The 24432-nt window shown below is 63.4% G+C and carries 23 protein-coding genes; 14 read left to right on the top strand and 9 right to left on the bottom strand.

The window, feature by feature from the left end:
• Positions 1 to 259 precede the first annotated feature (259 nt).
• The 8 genes from SB822_RS10865 (at position 260) to SB822_RS10830 (ending at position 6921) form a co-directional block, all read left to right on the top strand.
• Entirely contained in the window at positions 260 to 895 is a 636-nt protein-coding gene (locus SB822_RS10865; RefSeq protein WP_007578987.1) for a hydrolase, read from the top strand.
• A 111-nt stretch (positions 896 to 1006) separates the two neighbouring features.
• Positions 1007 to 2887 carry an amidohydrolase gene (locus SB822_RS10860; RefSeq protein ID WP_410854644.1) on the top strand — a complete coding sequence of 627 codons (1881 nt, stop codon included), beginning with the start codon at positions 1007 to 1009 and terminating at the stop codon, positions 2885 to 2887.
• 14 nt (positions 2888 to 2901) lie between these two features.
• Entirely contained in the window at positions 2902 to 3309 is a 408-nt protein-coding gene (locus tag SB822_RS10855; protein ID WP_007578982.1) for a DoxX family protein, read from the top strand.
• A gap of 21 nt (positions 3310 to 3330) precedes the next feature.
• Complete coding sequence (locus SB822_RS10850; protein ID WP_410854643.1) at positions 3331 to 3471, top strand: hypothetical protein; 141 nt, start codon at positions 3331 to 3333, stop codon at positions 3469 to 3471.
• A 19-nt stretch (positions 3472 to 3490) separates the two neighbouring features.
• A complete protein-coding gene (locus SB822_RS10845) occupies positions 3491 to 3727 on the top strand; it encodes a DUF1427 family protein (protein ID WP_007578979.1) in 237 nt (78 codons plus the stop codon).
• Positions 3709 to 4458, top strand: a complete 750-nt coding sequence (locus SB822_RS10840; protein ID WP_410854642.1) for a YoaK family protein — start codon at positions 3709 to 3711, stop codon at positions 4456 to 4458. The genes SB822_RS10845 and SB822_RS10840 overlap by 19 nt, the downstream gene beginning before the upstream one ends.
• A 58-nt stretch (positions 4459 to 4516) precedes the next feature.
• Positions 4517 to 5452, top strand: a complete 936-nt coding sequence (locus SB822_RS10835; RefSeq protein WP_410854641.1) for a glyoxalase — start codon at positions 4517 to 4519, stop codon at positions 5450 to 5452.
• Complete coding sequence (locus SB822_RS10830; protein WP_410854640.1) at positions 5449 to 6921, top strand: alginate export family protein; 1473 nt, start codon at positions 5449 to 5451, stop codon at positions 6919 to 6921. Before SB822_RS10835 ends, SB822_RS10830 begins: the two co-directional genes overlap by 4 nt.
• Positions 6922 to 7005: 84 nt before the next feature.
• Here SB822_RS10830 and SB822_RS10825 read toward each other — a convergent pair whose 3' ends face one another.
• The 5 genes from SB822_RS10825 to SB822_RS10805 form a co-directional block, all read right to left on the bottom strand.
• Positions 7006 to 7695 carry a hypothetical protein gene (locus SB822_RS10825; RefSeq protein ID WP_410854639.1) on the bottom strand — a complete coding sequence of 230 codons (690 nt, stop codon included), beginning with the start codon at positions 7693 to 7695 and terminating at the stop codon, positions 7006 to 7008.
• 264 nt (positions 7696 to 7959) lie between these two features.
• Positions 7960 to 9288, bottom strand: a complete 1329-nt coding sequence (locus SB822_RS10820; protein WP_410854638.1) for a dicarboxylate/amino acid:cation symporter — start codon at positions 9286 to 9288, stop codon at positions 7960 to 7962.
• Positions 9289 to 9412: 124 nt separating this feature from the next.
• A complete protein-coding gene (leuD, locus tag SB822_RS10815; protein WP_410854637.1) occupies positions 9413 to 10027 on the bottom strand; it encodes a 3-isopropylmalate dehydratase small subunit in 615 nt (204 codons plus the stop codon).
• A complete protein-coding gene (leuC, locus tag SB822_RS10810; RefSeq protein WP_410854636.1) occupies positions 10024 to 11442 on the bottom strand; it encodes a 3-isopropylmalate dehydratase large subunit in 1419 nt (472 codons plus the stop codon). The genes leuD and leuC overlap by 4 nt, the downstream gene beginning before the upstream one ends.
• A 28-nt stretch (positions 11443 to 11470) precedes the next feature.
• A complete protein-coding gene (locus tag SB822_RS10805) occupies positions 11471 to 12349 on the bottom strand; it encodes an alpha/beta fold hydrolase (protein ID WP_410854635.1) in 879 nt (292 codons plus the stop codon).
• A gap of 119 nt (positions 12350 to 12468) precedes the next feature.
• Here SB822_RS10805 and SB822_RS10800 point away from each other — a divergent pair, with 119 nt between their 5' ends.
• Positions 12469 to 13365, top strand: a complete 897-nt coding sequence (locus SB822_RS10800; RefSeq protein ID WP_114223452.1) for a LysR family transcriptional regulator — start codon at positions 12469 to 12471, stop codon at positions 13363 to 13365.
• A 928-nt stretch (positions 13366 to 14293) separates the two neighbouring features.
• On the opposite strand, the gene kdgR is transcribed toward SB822_RS10800, so the two are convergent.
• From kdgR to kduI, 3 genes are all read right to left on the bottom strand, one after another.
• Positions 14294 to 15178, bottom strand: a complete 885-nt coding sequence (kdgR, locus tag SB822_RS10795; protein WP_007578963.1) for a DNA-binding transcriptional regulator KdgR — start codon at positions 15176 to 15178, stop codon at positions 14294 to 14296.
• 97 nt (positions 15179 to 15275) lie between these two features.
• Positions 15276 to 16055, bottom strand: coding sequence for a 2-dehydro-3-deoxy-D-gluconate 5-dehydrogenase KduD (gene kduD / locus SB822_RS10790; protein ID WP_114223451.1), 780 nt, complete (start codon positions 16053 to 16055; stop codon positions 15276 to 15278).
• Between the two features lie 34 nt (positions 16056 to 16089).
• Positions 16090 to 16926: a 5-dehydro-4-deoxy-D-glucuronate isomerase gene (gene kduI / locus SB822_RS10785; protein WP_410854634.1), complete on the bottom strand. Its 837-nt coding sequence runs from the start codon at positions 16924 to 16926 to the stop codon at positions 16090 to 16092.
• 281 nt (positions 16927 to 17207) lie between these two features.
• Between kduI and kdgT the strand changes: the two genes are divergently transcribed.
• Positions 17208 to 18227 carry a 2-keto-3-deoxygluconate transporter gene (gene kdgT / locus SB822_RS10780; RefSeq protein WP_079502687.1) on the top strand — a complete coding sequence of 340 codons (1020 nt, stop codon included), beginning with the start codon at positions 17208 to 17210 and terminating at the stop codon, positions 18225 to 18227.
• Positions 18228 to 18349: 122 nt separating this feature from the next.
• Here the strand turns inward: kdgT and SB822_RS10775 are convergent, their stop codons facing one another.
• Positions 18350 to 19564, bottom strand: a complete 1215-nt coding sequence (locus tag SB822_RS10775) for an MFS transporter (RefSeq protein ID WP_410854633.1) — start codon at positions 19562 to 19564, stop codon at positions 18350 to 18352.
• A 1105-nt stretch (positions 19565 to 20669) separates the two neighbouring features.
• Here SB822_RS10775 and SB822_RS10770 point away from each other — a divergent pair.
• From SB822_RS10770 to SB822_RS10755, 4 genes are all read left to right on the top strand, one after another.
• Positions 20670 to 21596, top strand: coding sequence for a LysR family transcriptional regulator (locus tag SB822_RS10770; protein WP_410854632.1), 927 nt, complete (start codon positions 20670 to 20672; stop codon positions 21594 to 21596).
• Between the two features lie 146 nt (positions 21597 to 21742).
• On the top strand, positions 21743 to 22270 hold the full coding sequence (locus SB822_RS10765) for a 2,4'-dihydroxyacetophenone dioxygenase family protein (protein ID WP_079502689.1): 528 nt from the start codon (positions 21743 to 21745) through the stop codon (positions 22268 to 22270).
• Between the two features lie 3 nt (positions 22271 to 22273).
• Positions 22274 to 23032: an SDR family NAD(P)-dependent oxidoreductase gene (locus SB822_RS10760; RefSeq protein WP_410854631.1), complete on the top strand. Its 759-nt coding sequence runs from the start codon at positions 22274 to 22276 to the stop codon at positions 23030 to 23032.
• 74 nt (positions 23033 to 23106) lie between these two features.
• A complete protein-coding gene (locus tag SB822_RS10755; protein WP_007578955.1) occupies positions 23107 to 24420 on the top strand; it encodes an MFS transporter in 1314 nt (437 codons plus the stop codon).
• Positions 24421 to 24432: the final 12 nt, after the last annotated feature.

Here is a 24432-nt window from a genome sequence, read left to right as displayed (position 1 = left end):
TATTGATGTCACTTAATAACGTTGCTTAATAACGTTTAAGGCGCGCATCAGGACTTTAAGTCCGCCCGTCACTAATCTTCTCGCAAGTCGAAATGCCCGCACGGCATTGTGAAACTCGCGCCTAAGCCGCGGGGGGAAACCGTTTGCATCCGCATAGCCGATGCAACGTCGACTGGATTCATCCACTAACCGGACGCTAGCACGGCTGCCTTCAGGCAACCGTGCGGGTCTCTCGCATGCCTGCGAAATGGAGCTACTCATGGCACATGAACTGTTGACGCCCGACACGTGCGCGCTCGCGCTTATCGACCATCAGCCGCAGATGTTCTTCGGCACGCACTCGCACGAGCGCACAACCGTCCTGCACAACGTCCAGATCCTCGCGAAGGCCGCGAAGCTCTTCAACGTGCCGACCATCCTGACGACGATCGCCGCCGACTCGTTCAGCGGCCATCTGCTGCCCGAAGTGCAAGCGGTGTTTCCGGAGATCAAGCCGATCGACCGCACGTCGATGAACTCGTGGGAAGACAAGGGCTTCCGTGACGCCATCAAGGCAACGGGCCGCAAGAAGATCGTGATCGCGGGCCTGTGGACGGAAGTGTGCGTGACCTTCCCGACCATCCAGATGTTGAACGAAGGCTTCGAAATCTACGTGCCGACGGACGCATGCGGTGACATCACGGAAGAAGCGCACGAGCGCGCGGTGCAACGCATCGTCCAGGCGGGCGCCGTGCCGATGAACTCGCTGCAATTCATGTGCGAACTGCAACGCGACTGGGCGCGCGGTGAAACGTACGAAGGCTGCATGGACATCTTCAAGGCGCACAGCGCATACGGCATCGGCGTGCGCTACGCGAAGCAGATTCTCGGCGAGCACGCGAGCGAGGCAGGCTGATTTGGGCTGATCGGGCTTTATTGCCTCTAGCATTTTTCTGTTTTGATTCGCGCGCGGCGTCACTGACGTCGCGTGCGAATTGCGCCTGACCACGATTCACGGAGAGCGACGATGACCGCACCCATTCAGCCCGCCCGCATTGCGGACCTGGTGATCTACAACGGCAAGATAGCGACGCAGGACGACAAGCGTTCGTTCGTGACGGCGCTCGCCGTCGCGAAAGGCGAGATCGTCGCGAGCGGCAACGATCACGACATGATGCAATGGGCGAACGATTCGACGCGCCGCATCGACCTGAAGGGCCGCACGGTCATTCCCGGTCTCAACGATTCGCACCTTCACGTGATTCGCGGCGGCCTCAATTTCAATCTCGAGTTGCGCTGGGATGGCGTGCCGTCGCTGCGCGATGCGCTCGAGATGTTGCGCGCGCAGGTTGCGCGTACGCCGGCGCCGCAATGGGTGCGCGTGGTCGGCGGATGGAACGAATTTCAGTTTGCGGAGAAGCGCGGCCCGACGCTCGAAGAGATCAACGCGATTGCACCGGATACGCCCGTCTTCATCCTGCATCTCTACGACAGCGCGCTGCTGAACGCAGCGGCGCTGCGCGCCGTCGGCTACGACCGCGATACGCCGAATCCGCCGGGCGGCGAAATCCAGCGCGACCGGCGCGGCAATCCGACGGGCATGCTGATCGCGCGCCCGAATGCGGGCCTGCTGTACGCGACGCTCGCAAAAGGTCCGAAGCTGCCGCTCGATGACCAGATGAACTCGTCGCGCCAGTTCATGCGCGAGCTGAACCGCCTCGGCGTGACGAGCGCGATCGATGCGGGCGGCGGCTATCAGGCGTATCCCGACGACTACGCCGTCATCATGGAACTCGCGAAGCGCAACGAGCTGACGGTGCGTATCGCGTACAACCTCTTCACGCAGAACGCGAAGAAGGAAATCGAAGACTTCGCGAAGTGGGTCAAGGTCACGAAACCCGGCGACGGCGACGATTTCCTGAAGGTGAACGGCGCGGGCGAAATGCTGGTGTTCTCCGCCGCCGACTTCGAAGACTTCCTGGAACCGCGCCCCGATCTGCCGGGCGCGATGGAAAGCGAACTCGAAGCCGTCGTGCGCCTGCTCGTGCAGAACCGCTGGCCGTTCCGGCTGCATGCGACTTACGACGAATCGATCGAACGCTTTCTCAATGTGTTCGAGCGCGTCAATCAGGACACGCCGTTCGCGGGCCTGCGCTGGTTCTTCGACCACTGCGAGACGATTTCACAGCGCAATATCGAGCGGATTGCCGCGCTTGGCGGCGGCATCGCGGTCCAGCACCGGATGGCCTATCAGGGCGAGTACTTCATTGCGCGTTATGGCGCGGAAGCGGCTGCGCGCACGCCGCCCGTGCGGCAGATGCTGGCTGCGGGGCTGCCCGTCGGCGCGGGCACGGACGCGACGCGCGTCGCGAGCTTCAATCCGTTCGTGTCGCTGTTCTGGCTGGTGTCGGGACGCACGGTGGGCGGCACGCCGATGTACGCGGCGCAAGACCGGCTCGACCGCATGGAAGCGCTGCGCCGCTATACGGTCGGCAGCGCGTGGTTCTCGAACGACGAGACGCGCAAGGGCGCACTCGTGCCGGGCCAGCTCGCGGATTTCGCAGTGCTGTCGGATGACTACTTCACCGTCGATGAAGACGCGATCAAGCATCTGACCTCGGTGCTGACGGTCGTCAACGGCCGCGTCGTCTATGCCGCCGACGAGTTCGAAACGTTTGCTCCGCCTGCGCTGCCCGTCAGCCCGACGTGGTCGCCCGTCGCGGAGTATGGCGGCTACGCGCGCTACCGTCCCGCCGCTGCGCCGCTGCAGCGATCGTGCAACGACGCGTGCGTGAACCTGTGCGGCGTGCATCGTCACGCGCATGGATGGGCCTGGCGCAGCAACGTGCCTGCGGGCGACGCGAACTCGTTCTGGGGCGCGCTCGGTTGCAGCTGCTTTGCATTCTGAGGTGCACGCACGCAATGAACCGCTTTTCCGCACCCGACGCCGCGCTGCTGTTTCTGCGCGTCACCGCGAGCGTGCTCGTGCTGCTCGTGCATGGACTGCCGAAGGCACTCCACTACGCGAGCCAGCTCGACGCGATCGAAGACCCGTTGCATTTCGGCAAGACGCTGACGCTGGCCTTTGCGATCTTCGCGGAAGTCGTGTGTCCGCTGCTGATGATCGCGGGCATCGCGACGCGGCTCGCCGCGCTGCCGATCATGCTGGTCAGCGTGATTGCGCTCGGCCTCGTGCATCGCGAATGGACGCTGGATCAGGGGCAGTTCGCGTGGATGCTGCTGATCCTGTTCGGCACCATTGCGATCGGCGGCGCGGGTCGTTACCGGCTTACGCTGCGGCCGCATGCGTCGGGGCAACGACAGGCGTGAGCGCAGGCGATGGAATCGATCGTGTCGAATGAACGCGCGACGCGGCCCGTGGAAGTCGCAGGCGTGTGCATTCCGCACACGCCGCTTGCGATTGCAGCCACTGAGGCCGCGCACGCATCGCTGCCCGCGCTGATTCTCGGCTCGCCGCGGGCGGACGAGTGACGCAACGAAGGAGCAAACCATGTCATACCTGATTTCTTTGGGCGCTGGCCTCGTGGTCGGCCTGCTGTATTACCTCGTGCGCGTGCAGTCGCCCGCGCCGCCGCTGATCGCGCTCGCGGGACTGCTCGGCATCGTGATCGGCGAGCATGCGATTCCGTTCGTGCAGGCGCAGATACGCACGCCCGACGCGCAAACGCAAAGCGTGCCCTCCGTCGCCAGCAACAAGCCGACTCCGTCATGCAGCAAGGACCAGTGAGCACGGGCGCGGAGGCGCAACTTGCAGCGCAACTCGATCACGTACCCGGCGAGGACACCTGGCTTGCGACCATCGCGGGCTATGTCGACACGCTCGGCTTCGTCGCGCTGTTTGGCCTTTTCACCGCGCACGTCACGGGCAATTTCATTCTGATTGGCTCGGGCCTCGCGGGCGCGGGAACGGGGCTGCTGATCAAGTGGCTCGCGTTTCCCGCGTTCGTCGCGGGCATCGTGGTCGCGCGTGTGCTCGACAACCAGTTGCTTGCGCGCGGACATGGCGTGCGCGCCTGCGCACTGTACGTGCTGCAGGCGGCACTGCTGACGGGCTTCATGGCAGCGGGCGTGCTGGCCGCGCCCATCACCGATTCCGACGCGCCGCTGACGATTGCCTGCGGCCTGCTCGGCGCGGCAGCGATGGGCGTGCAGAACGCGCATGGCCGCCTGACCGCACGCTCAGTCGTCGCGAACACGGTGATGACGGGCAACGTCACGCAAGCCGTGATCGACGTGTTCGATCTGCTGTTTTCACCCGCTGACGCGAAAGCGCGGCAGGCGGCGCGCAGTCGCCTGTGGCGCACGTTGCCGCCCGTCGCCGGTTTTGCGATTGGCGCGGGCGCGGGTGCGGCCGGGTATCTGCTCGCGTCGTTCTGGGCGCTGCTGTTGCCGCTCGCCGCGTTGTGCGTGCTCGCCGCGCTGTCGAGAAGCACGGGCGCAGCGCCGGCGCAAACCTGATCGCGCCGCGCGTCAAGACGAGACGCGGCGGCAACCATTACCAGCAAGGAGTGTTTTCATGAGTACCGTCAAGATGTATCGATTGTTGCGCGCGGCTGTCGTGTCGATTGCGGCGCTCGGCGTGACGCTGGCCGGTTCGCCCGCCTTCGCGGAAGCCGACCATCAGAACGTGGGCAAGGGCGCGCCCGTCGTGTCCGTCGGGCCGCAGTACGACACAACGCACGTCTACGTGTCGAACCAGGACATCGACGCATTCGTCGACAGCTTCGTCGCGACGTTCGGCGGCAAGGCTTCGCCGCGCGCCGTGTTCACGGTCACGCCGACGCCGAGCAAGACGGCCTCGCAATATGTGCAGACGCCTGTCGGCATGTTGTCGGTGTTCGCGTTCCAGACGCCGGTTCCGTATCCGTTCGGCAGCGAGCGCACCGGCTATCTCGTCACCGATATCGACAAGGCCGTGCGCGCCGCGCGCGCAGCGGGCGCCGATGTGATCGTCGATACGTTCGACGACCCGATTGGCAAGGATGCTGTCATCCAGTGGCCGGGCGGTCTTTACATGCAGCTCTACTGGCACACGAAGGCGCCTTCGTATGGTCTGCTCGAAACGGTGCCCGACAATCGCGTCTACGTGTCCGTGCAGGCGGCCGACAACTTCGTCAAGCGTTTCGTGCGCTTCTCGCATGGCAAGGTCGTCTCCGATAACCGCCGTGCAGATGGCAGCGAAATCGGCCGGCCCGGAGACACGATCCGGCGCGTGCGTATCGCGTCGGGCTTCGGCAACATGCTCGTGTTCGTGACGGACGGCAAGCTGCCGTATCCGTATGGCCGCGAGACGACGGGCTATCAGGTCGCCGATCTCGACGCGACGCTCACAAAGGCGCAAGGCGTTGGCGTGAAGGTGCTGTCGCCCGCGAGCAGCACGGTCGAAGGGCGCAGCGCGATGGTCGAATTTCCTGGCGGCTACGTCGCCGAGATTCACGACGCGAAGAAGTGACGGTGCGTCGTTCAATCAAAAGCGCGAAGAGAGCCGCCGCTTGCGCGGCGCTCGCTGTGTGCAGTCTGGCGGACGGCGCGAACGCGCTCGCCGCCGACACGGCAGAGACAGGCACGGCGGAAACAAGCGCAGCCGACGCATCGCAATGCACCGCGAAGCGGCCGTCGCCGCTGTCGTTCAACCGCTGGCAGGAGGACTGGTCGGTTCTGGCATTGCCGTGCGTGCCGCGCGAGCCGTTCGATGCGCTGAAGTACATACCCCTCGGCGGTGACCCGTCGACATATCTGTCGCTAGGCGCGACCCTGCGCGAGCGCTTCGAGTTGAACAACACGCCGCTGTTCGGTCTCGGCAGCGCGCGGCCCGACAGCTACGTGATCCAGCGCGCGCAGGTGCATGCCGACGCCCACATCGGCGAGCATGTGCAGGCGTTCTTTCAGCTCGAAGACGCACGTCCCTTCGGCAAGGATTCCGTCACACCCGTCGACAAGAATCCGCTCGATATCGAGCAGGCGTTCGTCGCGTTCGTCTATGGCGTAGGCGGCGGAACGTTCAAGGCGCGCGTCGGCCGCCAGGAGATGGCGTTCGACTTGCAGCGCTTCGTGTCGGTGCGCGACGGCCCGAACGTGCGCCAGGCATATGACGCGCTGTGGGCCGACTATGAGATCGACAAATGGCGCTTCATCGGCTACCTGACGCAGCCGGTGCAGTACCGTGACGTCACGGCTTTCGACGACGTGTCGAATCGGCATCTGACGTTCAGCGGCGTACGCGTCGAGCGCGCAAACACAGGGCCGGGCGATCTGTCCGCGTACTGGTCGCGCTACAACCGCGACAACGCGCACTTTATCGATGCCACGGGCACCGAACATCGCGACGTGTTCGACGTGCGCTACGCGGGCAAGGTCGCGCCGTTCGACTGGGACGCGGAAACGATGCTGCAGACGGGCCACGTCGGTAACGATACGATCGGCGCGTGGGCGTTCGGCGTGCTGAGCGGCTATACGTTTGCAACCGTGGCGGGCTCGCCGCGGCTCGGCTTGCAGGTGGACGGCGCATCGGGCGACCGGCATCCGGGTGACGGACGCGTCGGAACCTTCAACCCGCTGTTCCCCAACGGCTACTACTTCACGCTGGCGGGCTACACGGGTTATAGCAACCTGATCCACGTGAAGCCGTCGATCACCTTCAAGGTGACGCCGAAGGTCACGCTGTTGACGGCGCTAGGCTTCCAGTGGCGCGCGACGACAGCCGATGCCGTCTACGGCCAGGGTTCGGCCGTGGTGCCGGGCACGGCAGGCAAGGGCACGCGCTGGACGGGCATGTACGCGCAGGTTCGCGCCGACTGGCTCGTTAGTTCGAATGTCGCGCTCGCCCTGGAAGCGGTGCACTTCGAAGTCGGCGATTCGATACGCGCGTTGGGTGCGCGTAATGCGGACTATGTGGGCGTCGAGGCGAAGTTTGGCTGGTGATGGATAGGGGCGCTGCGCATGGACGTGCGCATGCCGCACCTTCTTGCGAAGGCGCGGCATGCAGACAACACACTCTGCTTCGTACTACCAGCCGTAACCGCGGTAGCCGTAATACCCGGGGCGGTACGCCGGCACCTGCGCCGCATACTGCATCGGCATGACCGGCTGGCTCACGTAGACAGGCTGGTGGTAGACAGGCACGTACTGCACGGGCGGCGGCTGATACGGCTGGAACACCACCGTTTGCATCTCTTCCGGCGAAGGGCCCTCGTACATCGGCGGCTGCGTATAGACGACAGGCGCGGGCCGGTAGCGCGGACGGGGCGGCGGCGCGGGGGCATATTGCAGGGGCGCGGCATCGTCATCGTCGTAAGCTGCTTGCGCCTGCAACTGCCGTTGCGCGACGCGCGGCTGATTAACGCGCCGCACCTGCGCGTTGTCGTCGGCGGGCATGTCGGACGGCAACGGCGGCGGTTGCTGCACGTTGGCCTTCGACGTGCGCTTCAACTGCTCGCGCAACGAAGCGTAAGTGTCGGCATCCTCCTTCGCGCGGGCGTTGTAGCCGCTGTGATAGGCGTCGCTCAGATCCTTCAGGCGTGCCTTGTTTTCCTCGTCGGCTGTCATCTGCTCTTCGCCTGGATCGAGCGAAGCCTCGTTTGCGCCGCCATTGTCATAGGCTGACCGCGGCCCGTCAGCCCACGCAGCGGCGGACAGAAGGGCTGGCCCGAAGGCCACGGTCAACGCCGCAGACCCGAGCAATGTGCTGATTCTCATGGTTGTTACCTCGCTGGTGGTCATACACGGCAAACACAACTCTGTACGCGTGTCCGGTGCTGACCGCATGCGAATCAGCCTCCCGCCGGAACCTGACATACACCCATGCTGCACGCCTTTACCAGGGACGACCCCGAGTAGCGGACGCGCATCGCGTCGTCCGCACGATCAACATGATGTGAATAAAGTTGCCAGCAATCGACCCGGCCGGATGCGATGTAGCGCACATTGCGCAGTATTTGTGTGATGAGGAAAAACGCGAGGTTATGCTTTTTCGATATCGGTGCTCTGCGCTGCGGCCGATGTCCCGAAGTGTGGGTCAACGTGGGCGTCAGCGCGGCGTCCGAGCGCGGCGGCAAGCGCGTCGCGATCCAGACCGCCTTCCCGCGCAGACACGACGATTGTCGCCACACCGTTGCCAACGATATTCGTCAGCGCGCGGCACTCGGACATGAAGCGGTCGATGCCGAGTATCAGCACCATCGCCGCGACGGGCACGGTCGGCACGACGGACAGACTCGCGGCCAGCGTGATGAAGCCCGCGCCCGTCACGCCCGTCGATCCTTTCGATGTCAGCATCGTCACCAGCAGCAGCGTGATTTCCTGCGTGACGGTCAGGTGCGTGTTGGTCGCCTGCGCGAGAAACAGCACGGCGAGCGTCATATAGATGTTCGTGCCGTCAAGATTGAACGAGTAACCCGTCGGCACGACGAGCCCGACCACGCCGCGCGGGCAGCCAAGCCGTTCGAGCTTTTCCATCAGCTGAGGCAGCGCCGCCTCGGACGTCGACGTGCCGAGCACGATCAGCAGCTCGTCGCGGATATACACCAGGAAGCGCCACAGGCTGAAGCCGCACAGCCGGGCGATCACGCCCAGCACGATCGCGACGAACAGGGCCGCCGTCAGATAGAACGAGCCGATCAGCTTGAGCATCGGCAGCAGGGAGACGATGCCGTAGCGGCCGATCGTGAACGCCATCGCGCCGAACGCGCCGATGGGCGCGAGGCTCGTGATCATATGCACGATGCGAAAGAACGCTTTCGACAGCGTCTCGACGAGGTTGGTCACGGGCGCGGCCTTGTCGCCCAGCACGGCCAGCGCGGAGCCGAACAGCATCGCGATCACCAGCACGGGCAGGATATCGCCTTGCGTCATCGCGCCAGCGAAGGTCTCGGGGATCGCGTGCATGACGAACGCGACGATGCCGTCGCCATGCGCGGCCTGCGCCGCGTAGCTCGATACGGCGCTCGCATCGAGTGTCGCCGGATCGACGTTGAAGCCGCTGCCTGGCTTGAGCACGTGTGCGGCAACGAGACCGATCGCGAGCGCGAGCGTTGACGCGGCCTCGAAATACAGCAGCGCCTTGCCGCCGACGCGTCCGACCTTCTTCATGTCCTGCATGCCGGCGATGCCCGTCACGACCGTGCAGAAGATCACCGGCCCGATGATCATCCGCACCAGTTTGACGAACATGTCGCCGAGCGGTTTCAGCGCGACGGCTTCATGCGGCGCGAAGTGTCCGAGCAGCACGCCCGCCGCGATGGCGAACAGCACTTGTACATAAAGAACCTTGTAGAACGGTTTGCGCTTCATGTCTCCTCCGTTTTTCGGGGCAAAGCGGGGCCGTTCCCTTCTGCAGTCGGAAGGGAATCGGCGTGTCTGAACGTGAAAGGGTGGTGCGGCTGTCGAAGCCGCTATGGCGATGGCGGCGCGGCTTTCATAGGACTTGTGCCCATGCGCGCCGCGCGAAATGCGCGCGCTCGAACGCTTCGATATCGGGCAGGGACGCGAGCGTCAGATCGATCGTATCCATTCCTTCGATCACCATTTGCTTATGGCGCGCGCCGAGCGGGTACGTGTAGGTCTGTCCGTGTGCAGCCGTCACGGTTTGCCGTTCGAGATCGATGCGCAGCTTCGATTCAGGCGTTTGGGTCGAAGCCTGCACGAGTGCATCGATTGCGTCGCGTTCGAGTTGCACGAGCAGCAGCCGGTTGTTCATCGCGTTGGAGTAGAAAATCTCCGCGAAACTCGGCGCGATTACGGCTTGAAAGCCGTATTGCTGCAAGCCCCACACCGCATGCTCGCGGCTCGATCCGCAGCCGAAGTTCGCTCCGCCGATCAGGATGCGCGCGCCGTCCCAGGCGCGCTGATTGAGCACGCAGTTGGTGCGAGGCACGCCTTGCGCATCGAAGCGCAGGTCGTACAGCAATCCATCTGCAAGACCAGCCTTGTCGACGATGCGCAGGAACTGCTTCGGCATGATCTGGTCGGTGTCGAGGTTGTCGATGGGCAACGGCGCTGCCGTGCCTTCGATGATCGTCAAGCGGTTCATTGCGCGTGTGCCTCCAGTGTGCGGACGTCGGTGATGCAGCCGGTCAGCGCGGCTGCCGCTGCCATCGCGGGACTCATCAGATGCGTGCGGCCGCCGCGTCCCTGGCGTCCTTCGAAATTGCGGTTCGTCGTCGATGCGCAGCGCTCGCCTTCGTCGAGCATGTCGTCGTTCATCGCGAGGCACATCGAGCAGCCCGGCTCGCGCCATTCGAAGCCGGCGTCGATCAGCGTCTGCGCGATGCCTTCCTGTTCGGCTGCGCGGCGCACGCTGCCCGAGCCGGGCACCACCATCGCGCGCACGCCTTGCGCGACGTGCTTGCCGCGAACGATCTGCGCGACGCTGCGCAGATCTTCGATACGCCCATTCGTGCACGAGCCGATAAAGACGCGGTCGATCCGCGTGCCGGCCAGCGGCTGTTGTGCTTCGAGTCCCATGTAGTCGAGCGCGCGGCGCAGCGACGCGGCGGCTTCCCGCGAAGGCTGTTCGGCTTCGCCGGGGATGCGTGCATCGATTGCGATGGCCTGGTCGGGGCTCGTGCCCCACGTGACGAACGGCGCGATGTCGCGCGCGTCGAAACGGTGTTCGGCGTCGAAGTGCGCGTCGTCGTCGGAGCGAAGGGTGCGCCAGTCGTCGAGGGCGGTTTGCCACGCTGTTTCGTCGAGCGTGTTGGCATGCGCGTGCACATAGTCGAAAGTGGTCGCGTCGGGTGCGATCAGCGCGGCGCGCGCGCCGGCTTCGACGGTCATGTTGCACAAGGTCATGCGCGCTTCCGCGGATAGCGAAGCGATGGTCGATCCCGCGAATTCGACGGCATAGCCGCGCGCGCCTTGTGCGCCGATCCGGCTGAGCAGCCAGATCACGACGTCTTTCGACGACGTGCCATAAGGCAACGCGCCGTCGATCACGATGCGCATGGTTTGCGCGAGCCGATAGACGAGGGTTTGCGTCGCGAGCACATGCTCGACCTCGGACGTGCCGATGCCGAAGCCCAGCGCACCCAATGCGCCGTACGTGGTCGTGTGGCTGTCGCCGCAGAGCACGACCATGCCGGGCCGCACGAGTCCCATCTCGGGCGCGACGATGTGCTCGATGCCCTGCATCGGATCGTTCGCAGCGAGCAGGCGGATGCCGGCGCGTTCGCAGTTGCGGCCGAGATTCTGCGCGAGCACGAGCGATTTGGCGTCGCGGATCACGCGCGGCGTTTCGGCGTGAGTCGGAATGATATGGCTGACGACGGCGAGTTGCTGCCGTGGCCTGCGCACCGCGCGGCCACGCGCTTCGAGCGCGCTGAAGGCCTGCGGGCTGGTGTACTCGTTCATCAGATGCAGATCGACGTACAGCAGCACGTTTTGTTCGTCGATGCGCGAGACGAGATGTGACTCGACGAGCTTCTGGTAGAGGGTTCGTTTCGACATGGTGATGTGGGGTTCCTTTGTGTTGGAGTCACGCGCCAAGAAAGGGCAGCACGCGGTCCAGGAAAAGTTGCGGCGCTTCTTCCGGGATGTAGTGGCCGCAGGGCAGTGCTTCGCCTTGGACTTGCGGTGCGTACGGTCGCCACTCCGCAAGGGGCTCGAAGCATTGCTCGATCACGCCTTGCGCGCCCCATAGTGCGAGAAAGTCGCACGTGATCTGCTCACGCGCGGCGAGCGTCGCGCGGTCGTGTTCGAGATCGATCGTGACGCTCGCGCGGTAGTCCTCGCAGATGCCATGCGCGGTAGCGGGATCGGACAGACAGCGCAGATAGTCGGCGTAGGCTTCGGTCGTGAACGGCGCGAGGCCCGCGCTGCGCGCGCCGATCGTCTGCTTCAAATAGAGGTCCGGGTCCGCGCGGATCAGCGTCTCCGGAAACGGCGCGGGACGCACCAGCATGAACCAGTGCCAGTAAGCGCGGGCGAAATCGAACGAGGTTTTCTCGTACATCGCGAGCGTCGGCGCGACGTCGAGCGTGACGAGGCGCTCGACGGCGTCGGGGTGATCGAGTGCCATGCGCGCGGCCACGCGTCCGCCGCGGTCATGGCCGATCACCGCAAACGACGCGAAGCCGCGAGCGCGCATTAATTCAACCTGATCGAGCGCCATGCGGCGCTTGGAGTAGTTCGCGTGATCCGCCGCGCCTTGCGGCTTGCCGCTGTCGCCGTAGCCGCGCAGGTCGGCGGCGATCACGGTGAAGTGGGCGGCCAGTGTGGGCGCGACCTTGTGCCAGATTGCATGCGTCTGCGGGTGGCCGTGCAACAGCAGCAGCGCGGGACCGCGTCCGCCCTTGATTGCGTGAATCGTGATGCCGTCGATGTGTGCCGACGCATCCGTGAATCCTTCGAACATCGTTGTCTCCCAAGGTTGAATCGAGTCTAATTGATGCCTTGAGCGATAGGGTTTCCGCAAATGCATTCCGGTCGTAACTTAAAGGAACGAATCGTGACGGACGTTGGGAGACAGTGAAAATGGACGGCTTTTCGGATCTGAATCTGTTTGCGCTGGTCGCGCGGCATCGCAATCTGGCGGCGGCGGCGCGCGAGCTTGGCGTGACGCCGCCGGCTGTCAGCAAGCGCCTGGCGCAACTCGAACGGCGGCTCGGCGTGCGCCTGATGAACCGCACGACGCGGCGTCTGAGCCTGACGCCGGAAGGCGAGCTATATCTCGCGAACGGTTCGCGGATACTCGACGAGCTGCAGGAACTCGAACAACTGGTGACGCGTAGCCGCGCTGAGCCGGCGGGGCTGCTCCGTGTGAATGCTTCGTTCGGTTTCGGTCGTGCGCGGATTGCGCCTGCGATTTCTGATTTCGTTGCGCGTTTTCCGTCGATGAAGATTCAGCTTCATCTGACCGATAGGCCGATGAGTTTGCAGGAAGAGGGTTTTGATCTTGGCATCCGGTTTGGCGAGGTGCCTGATGCGCGTGTCAATGCGCGTTTGTTGATGAAGAACCGGCGCATCGTGTGCGCGTCGCCCGACTATGTGAAGCGTCATGGGACGCCTTTGCTGCCGCATGATCTGACGCGGCATGCGTGTATTGTGCTGCGCGAGAATGAGTCGGCTTATGGGACGTGGCATTTTTCGCGCGGCAAGCGCGTGGAGACTGTGAAGGTCGATGGGCCGCTAGCGAGTAATGATGGCAGTGCAGTGCTGCACTGGGCGCTGGAAGGGCGTGGTGTGGTTGTGCGTTCGCAGTGGGAGATTGGGGAGTATCTGGAGCGGGGCGCGCTCGTGCCGCTTTTGGTCGATTGGGCGCTGCCCGGGGCGGATATTCATGCGATTTATCTTGAACGTAATCAGCTTTCCGTGAAGCTCCGGACGTTTGTTGATTTTCTTGGGGAGTATTTGCGGGGTTCCCCGCGGTGAGTTTTTTTTGCGCCTTCGCGGCGCGGGCGGTTTGGTTTTTTTCGCCTTCGCGAGGCGGTGGTTGCTGCGGACGCTGTTTGGTTTATTTGCCTCTGCGCTGGCATCCGCGTTATGACGTACCCCTTCACGCGTTGCCCCTGTGCGGGGCGGCACCTACTTTTCTTTGCCGCCGCAAAGAAAAGTAGGCAAAAGAAAGCGGCTAACACCGCCAACATTTCTTCTTGCCTGAGGGCCCCCAAAGGGTCTTACGCTTCACACGGCAACATCTCTGTTGGCGCTCGTTGCCAACGCGCGAACTAAGCGCCTCACCCACTTCGCATTCCCATGCACCGGCTAACGGCAGCGAATGGTTTCCGCCGCCCAGGTGGCAAACTATGTGTAGGTTGTCGCGGCGTATAGCCTGGCGCTCTTACAGGGTGGGACGCATGCGCTGTCGGTCCGGAGTGAGGAGTGTGCGGTGCTACGGCCTACACACAGTTTGCCACCTGGGCGGCAGTGGAATATCTGGCACGGCGTGTTGCGACGCGGACGCGTGAAGCGGGTGAGGCGTCAATTCAGAGCGTTGGCAACGAACATGAGTCACGTGATTGCCGTGTGAAGCGTGGGACCGTCTGGGGGCCCTCAGGCAAACACAAGAATTAGCGGTGTTAGCCGCTTTCTTTTGCCTACTTTTCTTTGCGGCGGCAAAGAAAAGTAGGTGCCGCCCCGCACAGGGGCAACGCGTGAAGGGGTAAGTCATAACGCGGATGCCAGCGCCGAGGCAAAAGCACAGGGGCGACGCTTGAAGCACGAAAGCAATACGCGGATGCCAGCGCAAACCCCAAAAAAGCCAAACCGCGTGCGCAGCAAAACCCCGCCTCGCGAAGGCAAAAAAACGGAACCGCCCGCGCCGCGCAGGCGCATCCAACAAAAAAGCTGACCTTCAGTGTCAGCCCGGATGCGTGATCTCAGCCGCTTCCTGCGTCGGCTCGCGATACCCGAGCCTTGCCGACACAGCAGCCCCCGCAGCCTTGAGCAAAGCCACATAGTGCAACTTGGTATCAGCCCCACACCGCATAGTCGGAAACGACACAGAAAGCCCCGCAATCACACGCCCAAACCGATCAAACACAGGCACAGCCAGGCATCGTAAGCCTTCCTCCTGCTCCTCGATATCCTCACCATAACCCTGCGCCCGCACCTGCGGCAGAATGCTCATCACCGCATCGGCAGAAGCGAGCGTCTTCGCAGTCGACTTGCGAAACTCGATATGCGACAACACCTCGCGCGCTTCAGCAGGTTCCATCCACGCAAGCAACACCTTGCCAATCGCCGTGCTATGCAACGGATTACGTCGCCCGATGCGCGACTGCATCCGCAGCCCATAATCGGCGTCGATCTTGTGGATATAGATAATCGCGTCTTCGTCAAACGTGCCGAGGTGCACGGCCTCACGCGTCGCGCCCGCAATGCGCCGCATCTCGATATCAGCCTCGCGCACGAGATCAACGCTTTCCAGCGCCTTCGCACCGAGTTCGAACAGCCGGATGGTGAGGTGATAGCGCTCGGTCTCGACCTCTTGCGTCACATACCCAAGCGCCTTCAGCGTTTGCAGCACGCGATGCACAGTCGTCTTCGATAGCGAAAGCCGTTGCGATAGCTCGCTGATGCCAATCTGCCCGCTGTCGCCAATCGCGCCGAGGATCGCGAACACGCGCGCGATCGACGACAGCGATTCGCCCTTATCGGCGGCGTCCACGTCGGACGTGAGCGGGGCGGCGGCGCGCTTGCGGGGCGCGGTGGCCGTGGTCTTGAGTTTGTCGATGGCTGCCATAGTGTCTGCGCAGCGGTTGCCCGCAGCGTCTTTCCACAACGATGTTGCTGATCGCCGAAATATACCGCGTGCGCCGCGCAATTCACATCAAATCACATCACCGCGCAAGCCAGCCGCCGTCGACGGCGAGCGTGTGGCCATGCACATAGTCCGAAGCCACCGACGCGAGAAATACAACCGGGCCCGCGAGATCGTCGGGTGTGCCCCAGCGTCCCGCCGGGATGCGCGCGACGATCTCGCTGTTGCGCTGCTCATCGTCGCGCAGCGCCGCCGTGTTCGATGTCGCCATGTAGCCCGGCGCGATCGCATTCACGTTGATGCCGCGCGCCGCCCATTCGTTGGCGAGCAGGCGCGTCAGTCCGAGCATGCCGCTTTTCGACGACGTGTACGACGCGACGCGGATGCCGCCCTGGAACGACAGCATCGATGCGACGTTGATGATCTTGCCGCGCTTGTCCTGCTCGACGAAATGACGCGCGACGGCCTGCGCAAGAAAGAACGCGCTCTTCAGGTTCACGTTCATCACGGCATCCCAGTCGTCCTCGCTGAACGTGAGCGCGTCCGCGCGCCGGATGATGCCGGCATTGTTCACCAGCACATCGATGCGCCCGCAGGCTTCGAGCGCGGCGCGCACGATGTCGTCGATGGGCGCGATGTTCGACAGGTCCGCGCTCACGCCGACGTAGCGGCGGCCCAGTGCCTTCACCTGTTGCGCGGTGTCGCTGTCGTCCGAGCGGCTCACGCCGACGATGTCGCAGCCCGCGGCCGCGAGCGCGCGTGCCATGCCCGCGCCGAGTCCCGTGTTGCTGCCCGTGACGAGCGCGACCTTGCCGCCGAGATCGAAGGGATGCGGAGGATGCAAAGGATGCATAGTCATGCGCGATTCCTGTTCGATGAAAACCTGCGTTGCATTAGCGCAGATCGCGCACGGCGAGATGGTCCATGTCGCTGAACACCTGGTTCTCGCCGATCATCCCCCAGATGAACGTATAGGCCCGCGTGCCGACGCCCGAGTGAATCGACCAGCTCGGCGAGATCACGGCCTGCTCGTTGTGCACGAGAATATGCCGCGTCTCCTGCGGCTCGCCGAGCATGTGGAAGACGGCGGCATCGTCGGCGACGTTGAAGTAGAAATACACCTCCATGCGCCGCTCGTGCGTGTGGCAAGGCATCGTGTTCCAGAGGCTGCCAGGTTCGAGCTTGGTCATGCCCATCGACAGCTGGCAGGTGGGCAGCACTTCGGGAACGATGAACTTGTAGATCGTGCGACGGTTGCTCGTCGCGGGATCGCCGAGCGTTTGCGGCGATGCTTCGGCGAGCGTGATGGTACGCGTCGGATACGTGGCCTGCGCTGGCGCGCAGTTGAGATAGAACTTCGCGGGATGCGCGGGATCGTCGCTGCCGAACGTCAGCGACTGCGTGCCCTTGCCGACATAGATCGCTTCCTCATTGCGCACGGCAAAGCGCTTGCCATCCGCCTCGACCCAACCGTCACCACCGATATTGATCGCGCCGAGTTCGCGCCGCTCCAGCAGATAACTGACGCCGATCGATTTACCGAGCGAGCTGGGCACTTCGACGGCGCGCGTCTGCGGGAACGCGCCGCCAACGATGATCCGGTCGATATGGCTATACGTGAGCGCAAGCGCATCCGGTTCGAACACCTTCTCGACCAGAAACTCTTTTCTGAGGCCGGTTGTGTCGAGCGTCTTCGCGTATTCGCTGTTGATGCTCTGCCTGACTTCCATGTCTCCTCCGCTGCTGGGCGGCACGCTGGACGCCGCGTCCGGGTTGATTGTGCGCGCAGTCTAGCATGATCGGAACGCCGGTCCGAAATAAAGAAAATGTCAAATATCCATATTCCGGGAGAGGTATTGTTAAAGCAGGGTAAACGATTAATCTCGACGCTAACAAAACCGGAACATCGTTCCTTTGTCGATGCTATAGTCCGCGGACAGGTGGATGTAGCCGGACCATACCGGACCTTTCCGCCGTTCCCATCACCGGCCTGGCGTCGTATGGAGGAGACATGAAACTGAAGAAGGCAATCGACCGCGTACCAGGCGGTCTCATGCTGATACCGCTGTTGCTCGGCGCTTGCGTACATTCGTTCGCGCCCGGCGCCGGCAAATACTTTGGGTCGTTCACGAACGGCCTGATCACGGGCACTGTGCCGATTCTCGCCGTGTGGTTCTTCTGCATGGGCGCAACCATCGATCTGCGCGCCACGGGCACCGTGCTGCGCAAGTCGGGCACGTTGCTCGTCACGAAGATGCTGGTCGCGTGGCTCGCGACGATCATCGCATCGTCGCTGCTGCCTATCGACGGCATCAAGACAGGATTGTTCGCCGGGCTCTCGGTGCTGGCCATCACGACGTCAATGGACATGACCAACGGCGGCCTCTATGCCGCCGTGATGCAGCAATACGGCACGAAGGAAGAAGCGGGCGCGTTCGTGCTGATGTCGATCGAATCGGGGCCGCTCGTCAGCATGATCATTCTCGGCGCGACGGGCGTCGCGTTCTTCGAGCCGCGGCTGTTCGTCGGCGCGGTGCTGCCGTTTGTCATCGGCTTCACGCTCGGCAATCTGGATAGCGCGCTGCGCGAACTGTTCGGCCGCTGCGTGGTGCCGCTGATTCCGTTCTTCGGCTTTGCGCTCGGCAACGGTATCGACCTGAACGTGATCGTCAAGAGTGGCATTCCGGGCGTGCTGCTCGGGCTGGGCGTGATCGTCATCACGGGCATTCCGCTGATTCTCGCCGACCGCTATATCGCGGGTGGCAATGGCGCGGCGGGCCTCGCGGCATCATCGACGGCGGGTGCGGCGGTGGCCAATCCGTCGATCATCGGCGAGATGATTCCGCACTTCAAGCCGGTTGTGCCGGCAGCGACGGCGATGGTCGCGACCGCGTGCCTCGTCACCGCGATCCTCGTGCCGATTCTCACGGCGACGTGGTCGAAGCGCGCACGGATGAAAGCAGGCGAGAGCGCGCGGATGGAGGAGGACGACGCAGGGCCGTTGCCTCAGCCGCTCGGCGCGCACGAATAAGCGCATAGGCGACTCACAAGCAACGCACGCGCTGCAAGCAAAGCGGCGCGAACCGGCAGATCAGTTGAGCCGGTTCGCGCCGTTTTTGTTTATGGCTGTCGAATGAGAGGCCGTTCAGATCTTCATGCGTGGCCCGCGGCATGCGGCCGGCCGATCACCAGGTAATGCGCGAGCGCGATCACCGGGAACGCCGTCGCGACGCTTGCCACCAGCGTCCAGCCTCCGTGATCGTAGAGCGGGCTGGCAAGCGCCGAACCGATCGCGCCACCGACAAAGATGCTCGTCATATACAGCGCGTTCAGCCGGTTGCGGCTCGCGGCGTGCAGCGCGTAAATCTCGCGCTGGCCGAGCACCATATTCATCTGCACCGCGAAGTCGAGCACGACGCCCGTCACGACGAGACCGCCAACGCCCCACGCCGGATGGACCAAGCCAGGCGTATAGGCGAGCGCGCCGACCACCAGCGCGATCAGCGTCGCGCGCACCGTGTGGCCCGCGTCGGCGAGCCGGCCCGCGATGGGCGCCGACGTCGCGCCGATTGCGCCGACCAGCGCGAACACGGCGATCGCCGTCTGCGACAGCCCGTAATGGCGCGTCAACTCGACGGGCACGGCTGTCCAGAACAGGCTGAACGAGCCGAACATCAATGCCTGATACAGCGCGCGATGACGCAGCACAGGCATCGTGCGAATCAGATGGCCGAGCGACGCGATCAGTTGAGGATACGTCGCCTGATGCGAGGGCTGGCGCTTCGGAATCGTCAGAGCCAGCACGGTCGTGACGATCGCCATCAGCACGGCAGCCGAGCCGAACACGACACGCCATCCGAAATGACCCGCGACGATGCTCGAAATGGGCCGCGACAGCAGAATGCCGAGCAGAAGCCCGCCCATGATCGTGCCGACGACGCGTCCACGCGTTTCATCCGGCGCGAGATGCGCGGCTAGGGGAATCAATATCTGCACCGCCACGGAGCTAAAGCCGATTAGCAGCGAGACCGCGAGGAAAGCACCCGGTGCGTGCGTGAAAGTCGCAGCCGCGAGGCTCGCAATCGATACCAGCGCCGTCGCAATCATCAGCTTGCGGTTCTCGAGCAGATCGCCGAGCGGCACGAGAAAGAACAGGCCGAGCGCGTAGCCGATCTGCGTGAGCGAGACGATCAGGCTCGCCATGCCGCTCGACATGTGGATCGACGGCGCGATCAGTTCGGTGATCGGTTGCGCGTAGTACAGGTTGGCGACGATCGCGCCGCAACTGAATGCGAATAGCGCGATCAGGCCGCGTGTTAGCCCGGTGGCTGTGTCGCTGCGTGCGAGCGTCGAGGAACTGCTGGACATGCTGACTCCTTTTTCTTTAGCCAATGGTTGGCTATGACCTGAATGCTTGCGCTGCGTGTTGTGTTTCAGTGTTGCCTTGCAGCATAGCGAATTGCAGTGAACGCTGCGCATGGCGTGTATTCGGTGCGTGTGCAAGCTTTGCGTAATCGGATGACGCGCCGGTGGCATCTGGCCGTTGCGCTGGTATCCGTGTTGTGTTTTTGGTGCTTCCAGTGTTGCCTTTGCGTGGCGCAAGCTGTGTGGTTTGCTTGTGGATTCGCTGGCATCCGCGGTTTGTTAGCGTGCTTCACGCGTCGCCCCTGTGCGGGGCGGCACCTACTTTTCTTTGCCGCCGCAAAGAAAAGTAGGCAAAAGAAAGCGGCTAACACCGCTAACTCTTCTTCCTGCCTGAGGGCCCCCGAAGGTTCTTACGCTTCACCCGGCAACCACGTGACCTACGTTCGTTGCCAGCGCTCTCGCCGTGCGCCTCACCCGCTTCGCGCGCCCGCGTCGCCGCACGCCGTGCCGGATATTCCACCGCCGCCCAGGTGGCAAACTGTGTGTAGGTCGTAGTGACCCGCACGCCTCACTTCGGACCGATAGCGTACGCGTTCCACCATGTAAGAGCGCCAAGCTATACGACGCGACAACCTACACACAGTTTGCCACCTGGGCGGCACATGCCATTCGCTGCCGTTAGCTCGTGCGCGGGTGCTTGAAGTGGGTGAGGCATTCATTCGAAGCGTTGGCAACGCACGCAAACAAAGATGCCGCCGTGTGAAGCGTAAGACCGGTTGGGGGCCCTCAGGCAAGAACTAGAATTGGCGGTGTTAGCCGCTTTCTTTTGCCTACTTTTCTTTGCGGCGGCAAAGAAAAGTAGGTGCCGCCCCGCACAGGGGCGACGCGTGAAGCACGCTAACAAACCGCGGATGCCAGCGAAACCACAAGCAAACCCACAAGCAAACCCCACAGCGTGCGCCACGCAAAGGCAACACTGGAAGCACCAAAGACACAACGCGGCTGCCACCAACACAGATTAGCCGTTGTAACGCACTGTTTGAATAGGCGCTGAGTGCAAACGTCCGTTGCGTGGAGCGCAATCGTCTTCGTGGGCATAATCGCCCGCATGGACAAATTGCTCGCGTTGAACACACTGCTCGAAGTCGCCGATGCGGGCGGTTTCGCCAAGGCCGCGCAGCGCCTCGGCGTGGCGACGTCGTCGGTGACGCGGCTCATGGATGCGCTCGAAGCATCGCTCGGCACAGCCTTGCTCACGCGCACGCCGCGCAAGGTCAGCCTGACGGATGCGGGCACCGCTTACGTCGAGCAGATATCGAAGGTACTCGACGATCTCGCCGAGGCCGACGAGAGCATTCTCGACAGCGGCGCTGCGCCCGTCGGCGCGCTGCGTATCACCGTGCCGTCCGCATACAACCGTGTGCAGCTCGCGCCGCATCTCGCCGCGTTTCTCGCCGAATATCCGCGCGTCGCGCTCGATGTCGTGGTTGCCGATCACTACGCAGACTTGGCGCTCGATCGCATCGATGTCGCCGTGCGAATCGGCATGCTGACGCGCGATCCGAATCTCGTCGTGAAGAAGCTGGCGGACAATCCGCGCTACATCGTTGCGAGCCACGACTATCTGCAACGCGCGGGCACGCCGCCGACGCCCGCCGCGCTCGCCGAACACGAATGTCTGCGCATCGCGTATGGCGGCAGTTATCGCGCGCGCCAGGTGTGGACGTTTAGCCGGGGCGCGGAGCATGAGCGTATCGATGTGCGCGGACGGCTCATTTCGAACAGCCTGGAGATGCTGCTCGAAGCAGTGCTCGCCGGGCAAGGGCTGGCGCTGTTGCCGGACTGGCTCGTCAATCACGAGATCAACGCCGGGCGTCTGATGCGCCTCTTCGCGGACTGCAATGTGACACCGCAGAACGACGAGGCCGTCGTGTATGCCGCGTATTTGCCCAACCGCCGTCATTCGAGCAAGGTGAAAGCGCTGCTGCGTTTTCTGGAAACGCGTGTCGGCGGCGCGACGGAAAGCGCGGCTTGAGCGCTTTGTTGACCAGCGGTTTTCTCTTTTCTGCGCGCGTGCGCTATCGCGTAATCAACGCTTGACACCGCTTTCGATCCGTCCGACCATTGTGTCCACAATACGATTTTCAAGTCCATAATATGGACTAAATCTTCGGAGACACAATGACAGCCCCAACAAACGGCGTCGATGCGATGACGCCTTATCAGCTCCCCAATCCGCCCGAAGCGCTGCGTGAGATCGTCGTCGAATCGGCGATTCCGCAGGATGAACGCGTGTGGGTGCCGCAGGGAGAGAACGTCTCGTTCCGGCCGCTGTGTCTGAACGTGTCGAGCGGTTACTGGATGAATCTGCTGCGCGTGCGCAAGTCGGGCGTGCTGAGCCGCCATCGTCATCCGCAGGCCGTGCATGGCATGGTGCTCAAAGGACGCTGGCGCTATCTGGAGCACGACTGGATTGCGACGGAAGGCAGCTACGTCTTCGAGCCGCCGGGCGAAACGCATACGCTCTATGTACCCGAAGACGTCGAAGAAATGATCACGTACTTCCAGGTCAACGGCGTCATGTACTACTGCGATCCATACGGTAACTACACCGGCTACGAAGACGTATTTACGAAGCTCGACATGTGCCGCGCGCACTACGAGCGCGTCGGACTCGGCGCGAACTATGTCGACCAGTTCGTGAGGTGAGCGGTGAATGCTCCTTTCGAATTGCGCCGCGCGTCGTACGACTTCACGGGCGCGGTGGCCGTCGTGACGGGCGGTGCACGCGGGATCGGCGCGGAGATTGTGCGCCGGCTCGCGGACTGCGGCGCATCCGTGGCCGTGTGGGATCGCGATACGGATGCTTCATTCGCTGATAGCCCGCGCATCGCGTGTTTTGCAGTCGATATCGTGGAAATCGCATCAGTAGAGCGCGCCGCGCAGGCGACGCTCGAACGATTCGGCGGCGTCAACGTGCTCGTCAATAACGCGGGCTACGCGGGACCGACGATGCCACTCGACGAATACGATCCTGCCGAATGGTCGCGCATCGTCGATGTGAATCTCAAAGGGACGTTCAACGTGTGCCGGCAACTGGTGCCCACGCTGCGCCGCGCGCGCGATGCGCGCATCGTCAACATCGCGTCGCTCGCGGGCAAGGAGGGCACGCCGAATGCGTCAGCATACAGCGCTGCGAAAGCGGGCGTGCTGGTGCTGACGAAGTCGCTTGGCAAGGAACTGGCGCAAGGCAACGTGCTCGTCAACGCCATTGCACCCGCAGCCGTGCGCACGTCGCTGCTCGAACAGATGTCACCGGCGCACGTGCAGACGATGATCGACAAAAGCCCGATGAAGCGTCTCGGCGAGCCGGGCGAAGTCGCTGAACTGACGTTGTGGCTCTGCTCGTCGTCATGCACGTTCAGCACGGGCGCGGTATTCGATCTTTCCGGAGGACGCGCCACTTACTGATTCACCGGCAACCCCATGCCATTCACGCAGTAACTTCCACACAGACTCACAAGAGCAACGGAGGAGACATACACATGCAAGCAAAATCACCGCGCCTCAGGCGCATTCAATGGATCGCGCTAACGTTCCTGACGCTGGCGGGCATCGTCAATTATCTGGACCGCAGCACGCTGTCGATCGCCAATCATTCGGTGAGCGGCGAGCTAGGTCTGTCGGCGTCGCAAATGGGGCTGCTGCTGTCGGCCTTTTCGTTTGCGTACGCGTTTTCGCAGCTTCCCGTCGGCGCGATGCTCGACCGCTTCGGCGCGCGTGTGATGCTCGGCCTCGGCATGTTCGTGTGGTCGTGCGCGCAGCTGTGCGGCGGCCTCGTGCATACGTTGCCGCAGTTTCTCGCGGCGCGCATCGCGCTCGGCATCGGCGAAGCGCCGCAATTTCCGGCGGGCGCGAAAGTCGTCAGCGAATGGTATGCGCTGCGCGAACGTGGTCGCCCGACGGGCATTTTCACCACGTCCTCGACGATCGGACCGGCGCTCGCGCCGCCCATTCTCACCGTGCTGCTGCTGTCGTTCGGCTGGCGCTGGATGTTCGTCGTGATGGGCGTGCTCGGGATTGCGGTGTCGATTGGCTGGTACCTGATCTATCGCAATCGCGCCGACATCACCCTCGAACCGAACGAGGTGAAGCATCTGACGGAAGAAGAGCCGCTCGCGCGCGCGGAACGCAAGATGACGTTCGCCGAATGGCGCGGCCTGTTCGGCAACGCGACGACGTGGGGCATGATCTTCGGCTTCATGGGCGTGATCTATATGGTGTGGCTGTATCTGACGTGGCTGCCCGCGTATCTGGAACACGAACGGCATCTGACCATCGCGAAGACTGGCTGGGTCGTGTCGATTCCGTACATCTTCGGCACGCTCGGCATGCTGTCGAGCGGTTTCGTCGCCGATGGTCTGATGGCGCGCGGCATGGCGCCGATCCGCAGCCGCAAGTGGCCGATCTGCTGCGGCCTGATCGGCGCGGCCGTGTTCACGGTGCCCGCCGCGTTCACGCCGACGCTGACGCTCGCAATCGTGTACCTCTCTCTGGCGATGTACTTCGTCAACCTGGCAAGCGGCGCGGCATGGGCGCTCGTCAGCGTGGCCGCGCCGCGGCACCTGGTGGCGTCGCTGGGCAGCATCCAGAACTTCGGCGGCTATTTCGGCGGATCGTTCGCGCCGTTCATCACGGGCGTGGTCGTCGACAAGACGCATTCGTTCGTCAACGCGTTTCTGATCAGCGCGGGCGTCGCGTTCGCGGCGGCGCTCGTCTACATGTTCGTCGTGCGCGTGCCGGTCGCCGAGCGCGCGGACGAGGGCGCGACAGCTGAAACCCGCATGACTCACTCCTGAACTTCATCAATC

It is taken from the genome of Paraburkholderia sp. SIMBA_054, from assembly GCF_046534875.1.
Taxonomy (GTDB): Bacteria; Pseudomonadota; Gammaproteobacteria; order Burkholderiales; family Burkholderiaceae; genus Paraburkholderia; species Paraburkholderia hospita.
This window is presented reverse-complemented; position numbering and strand designations above follow the sequence as displayed.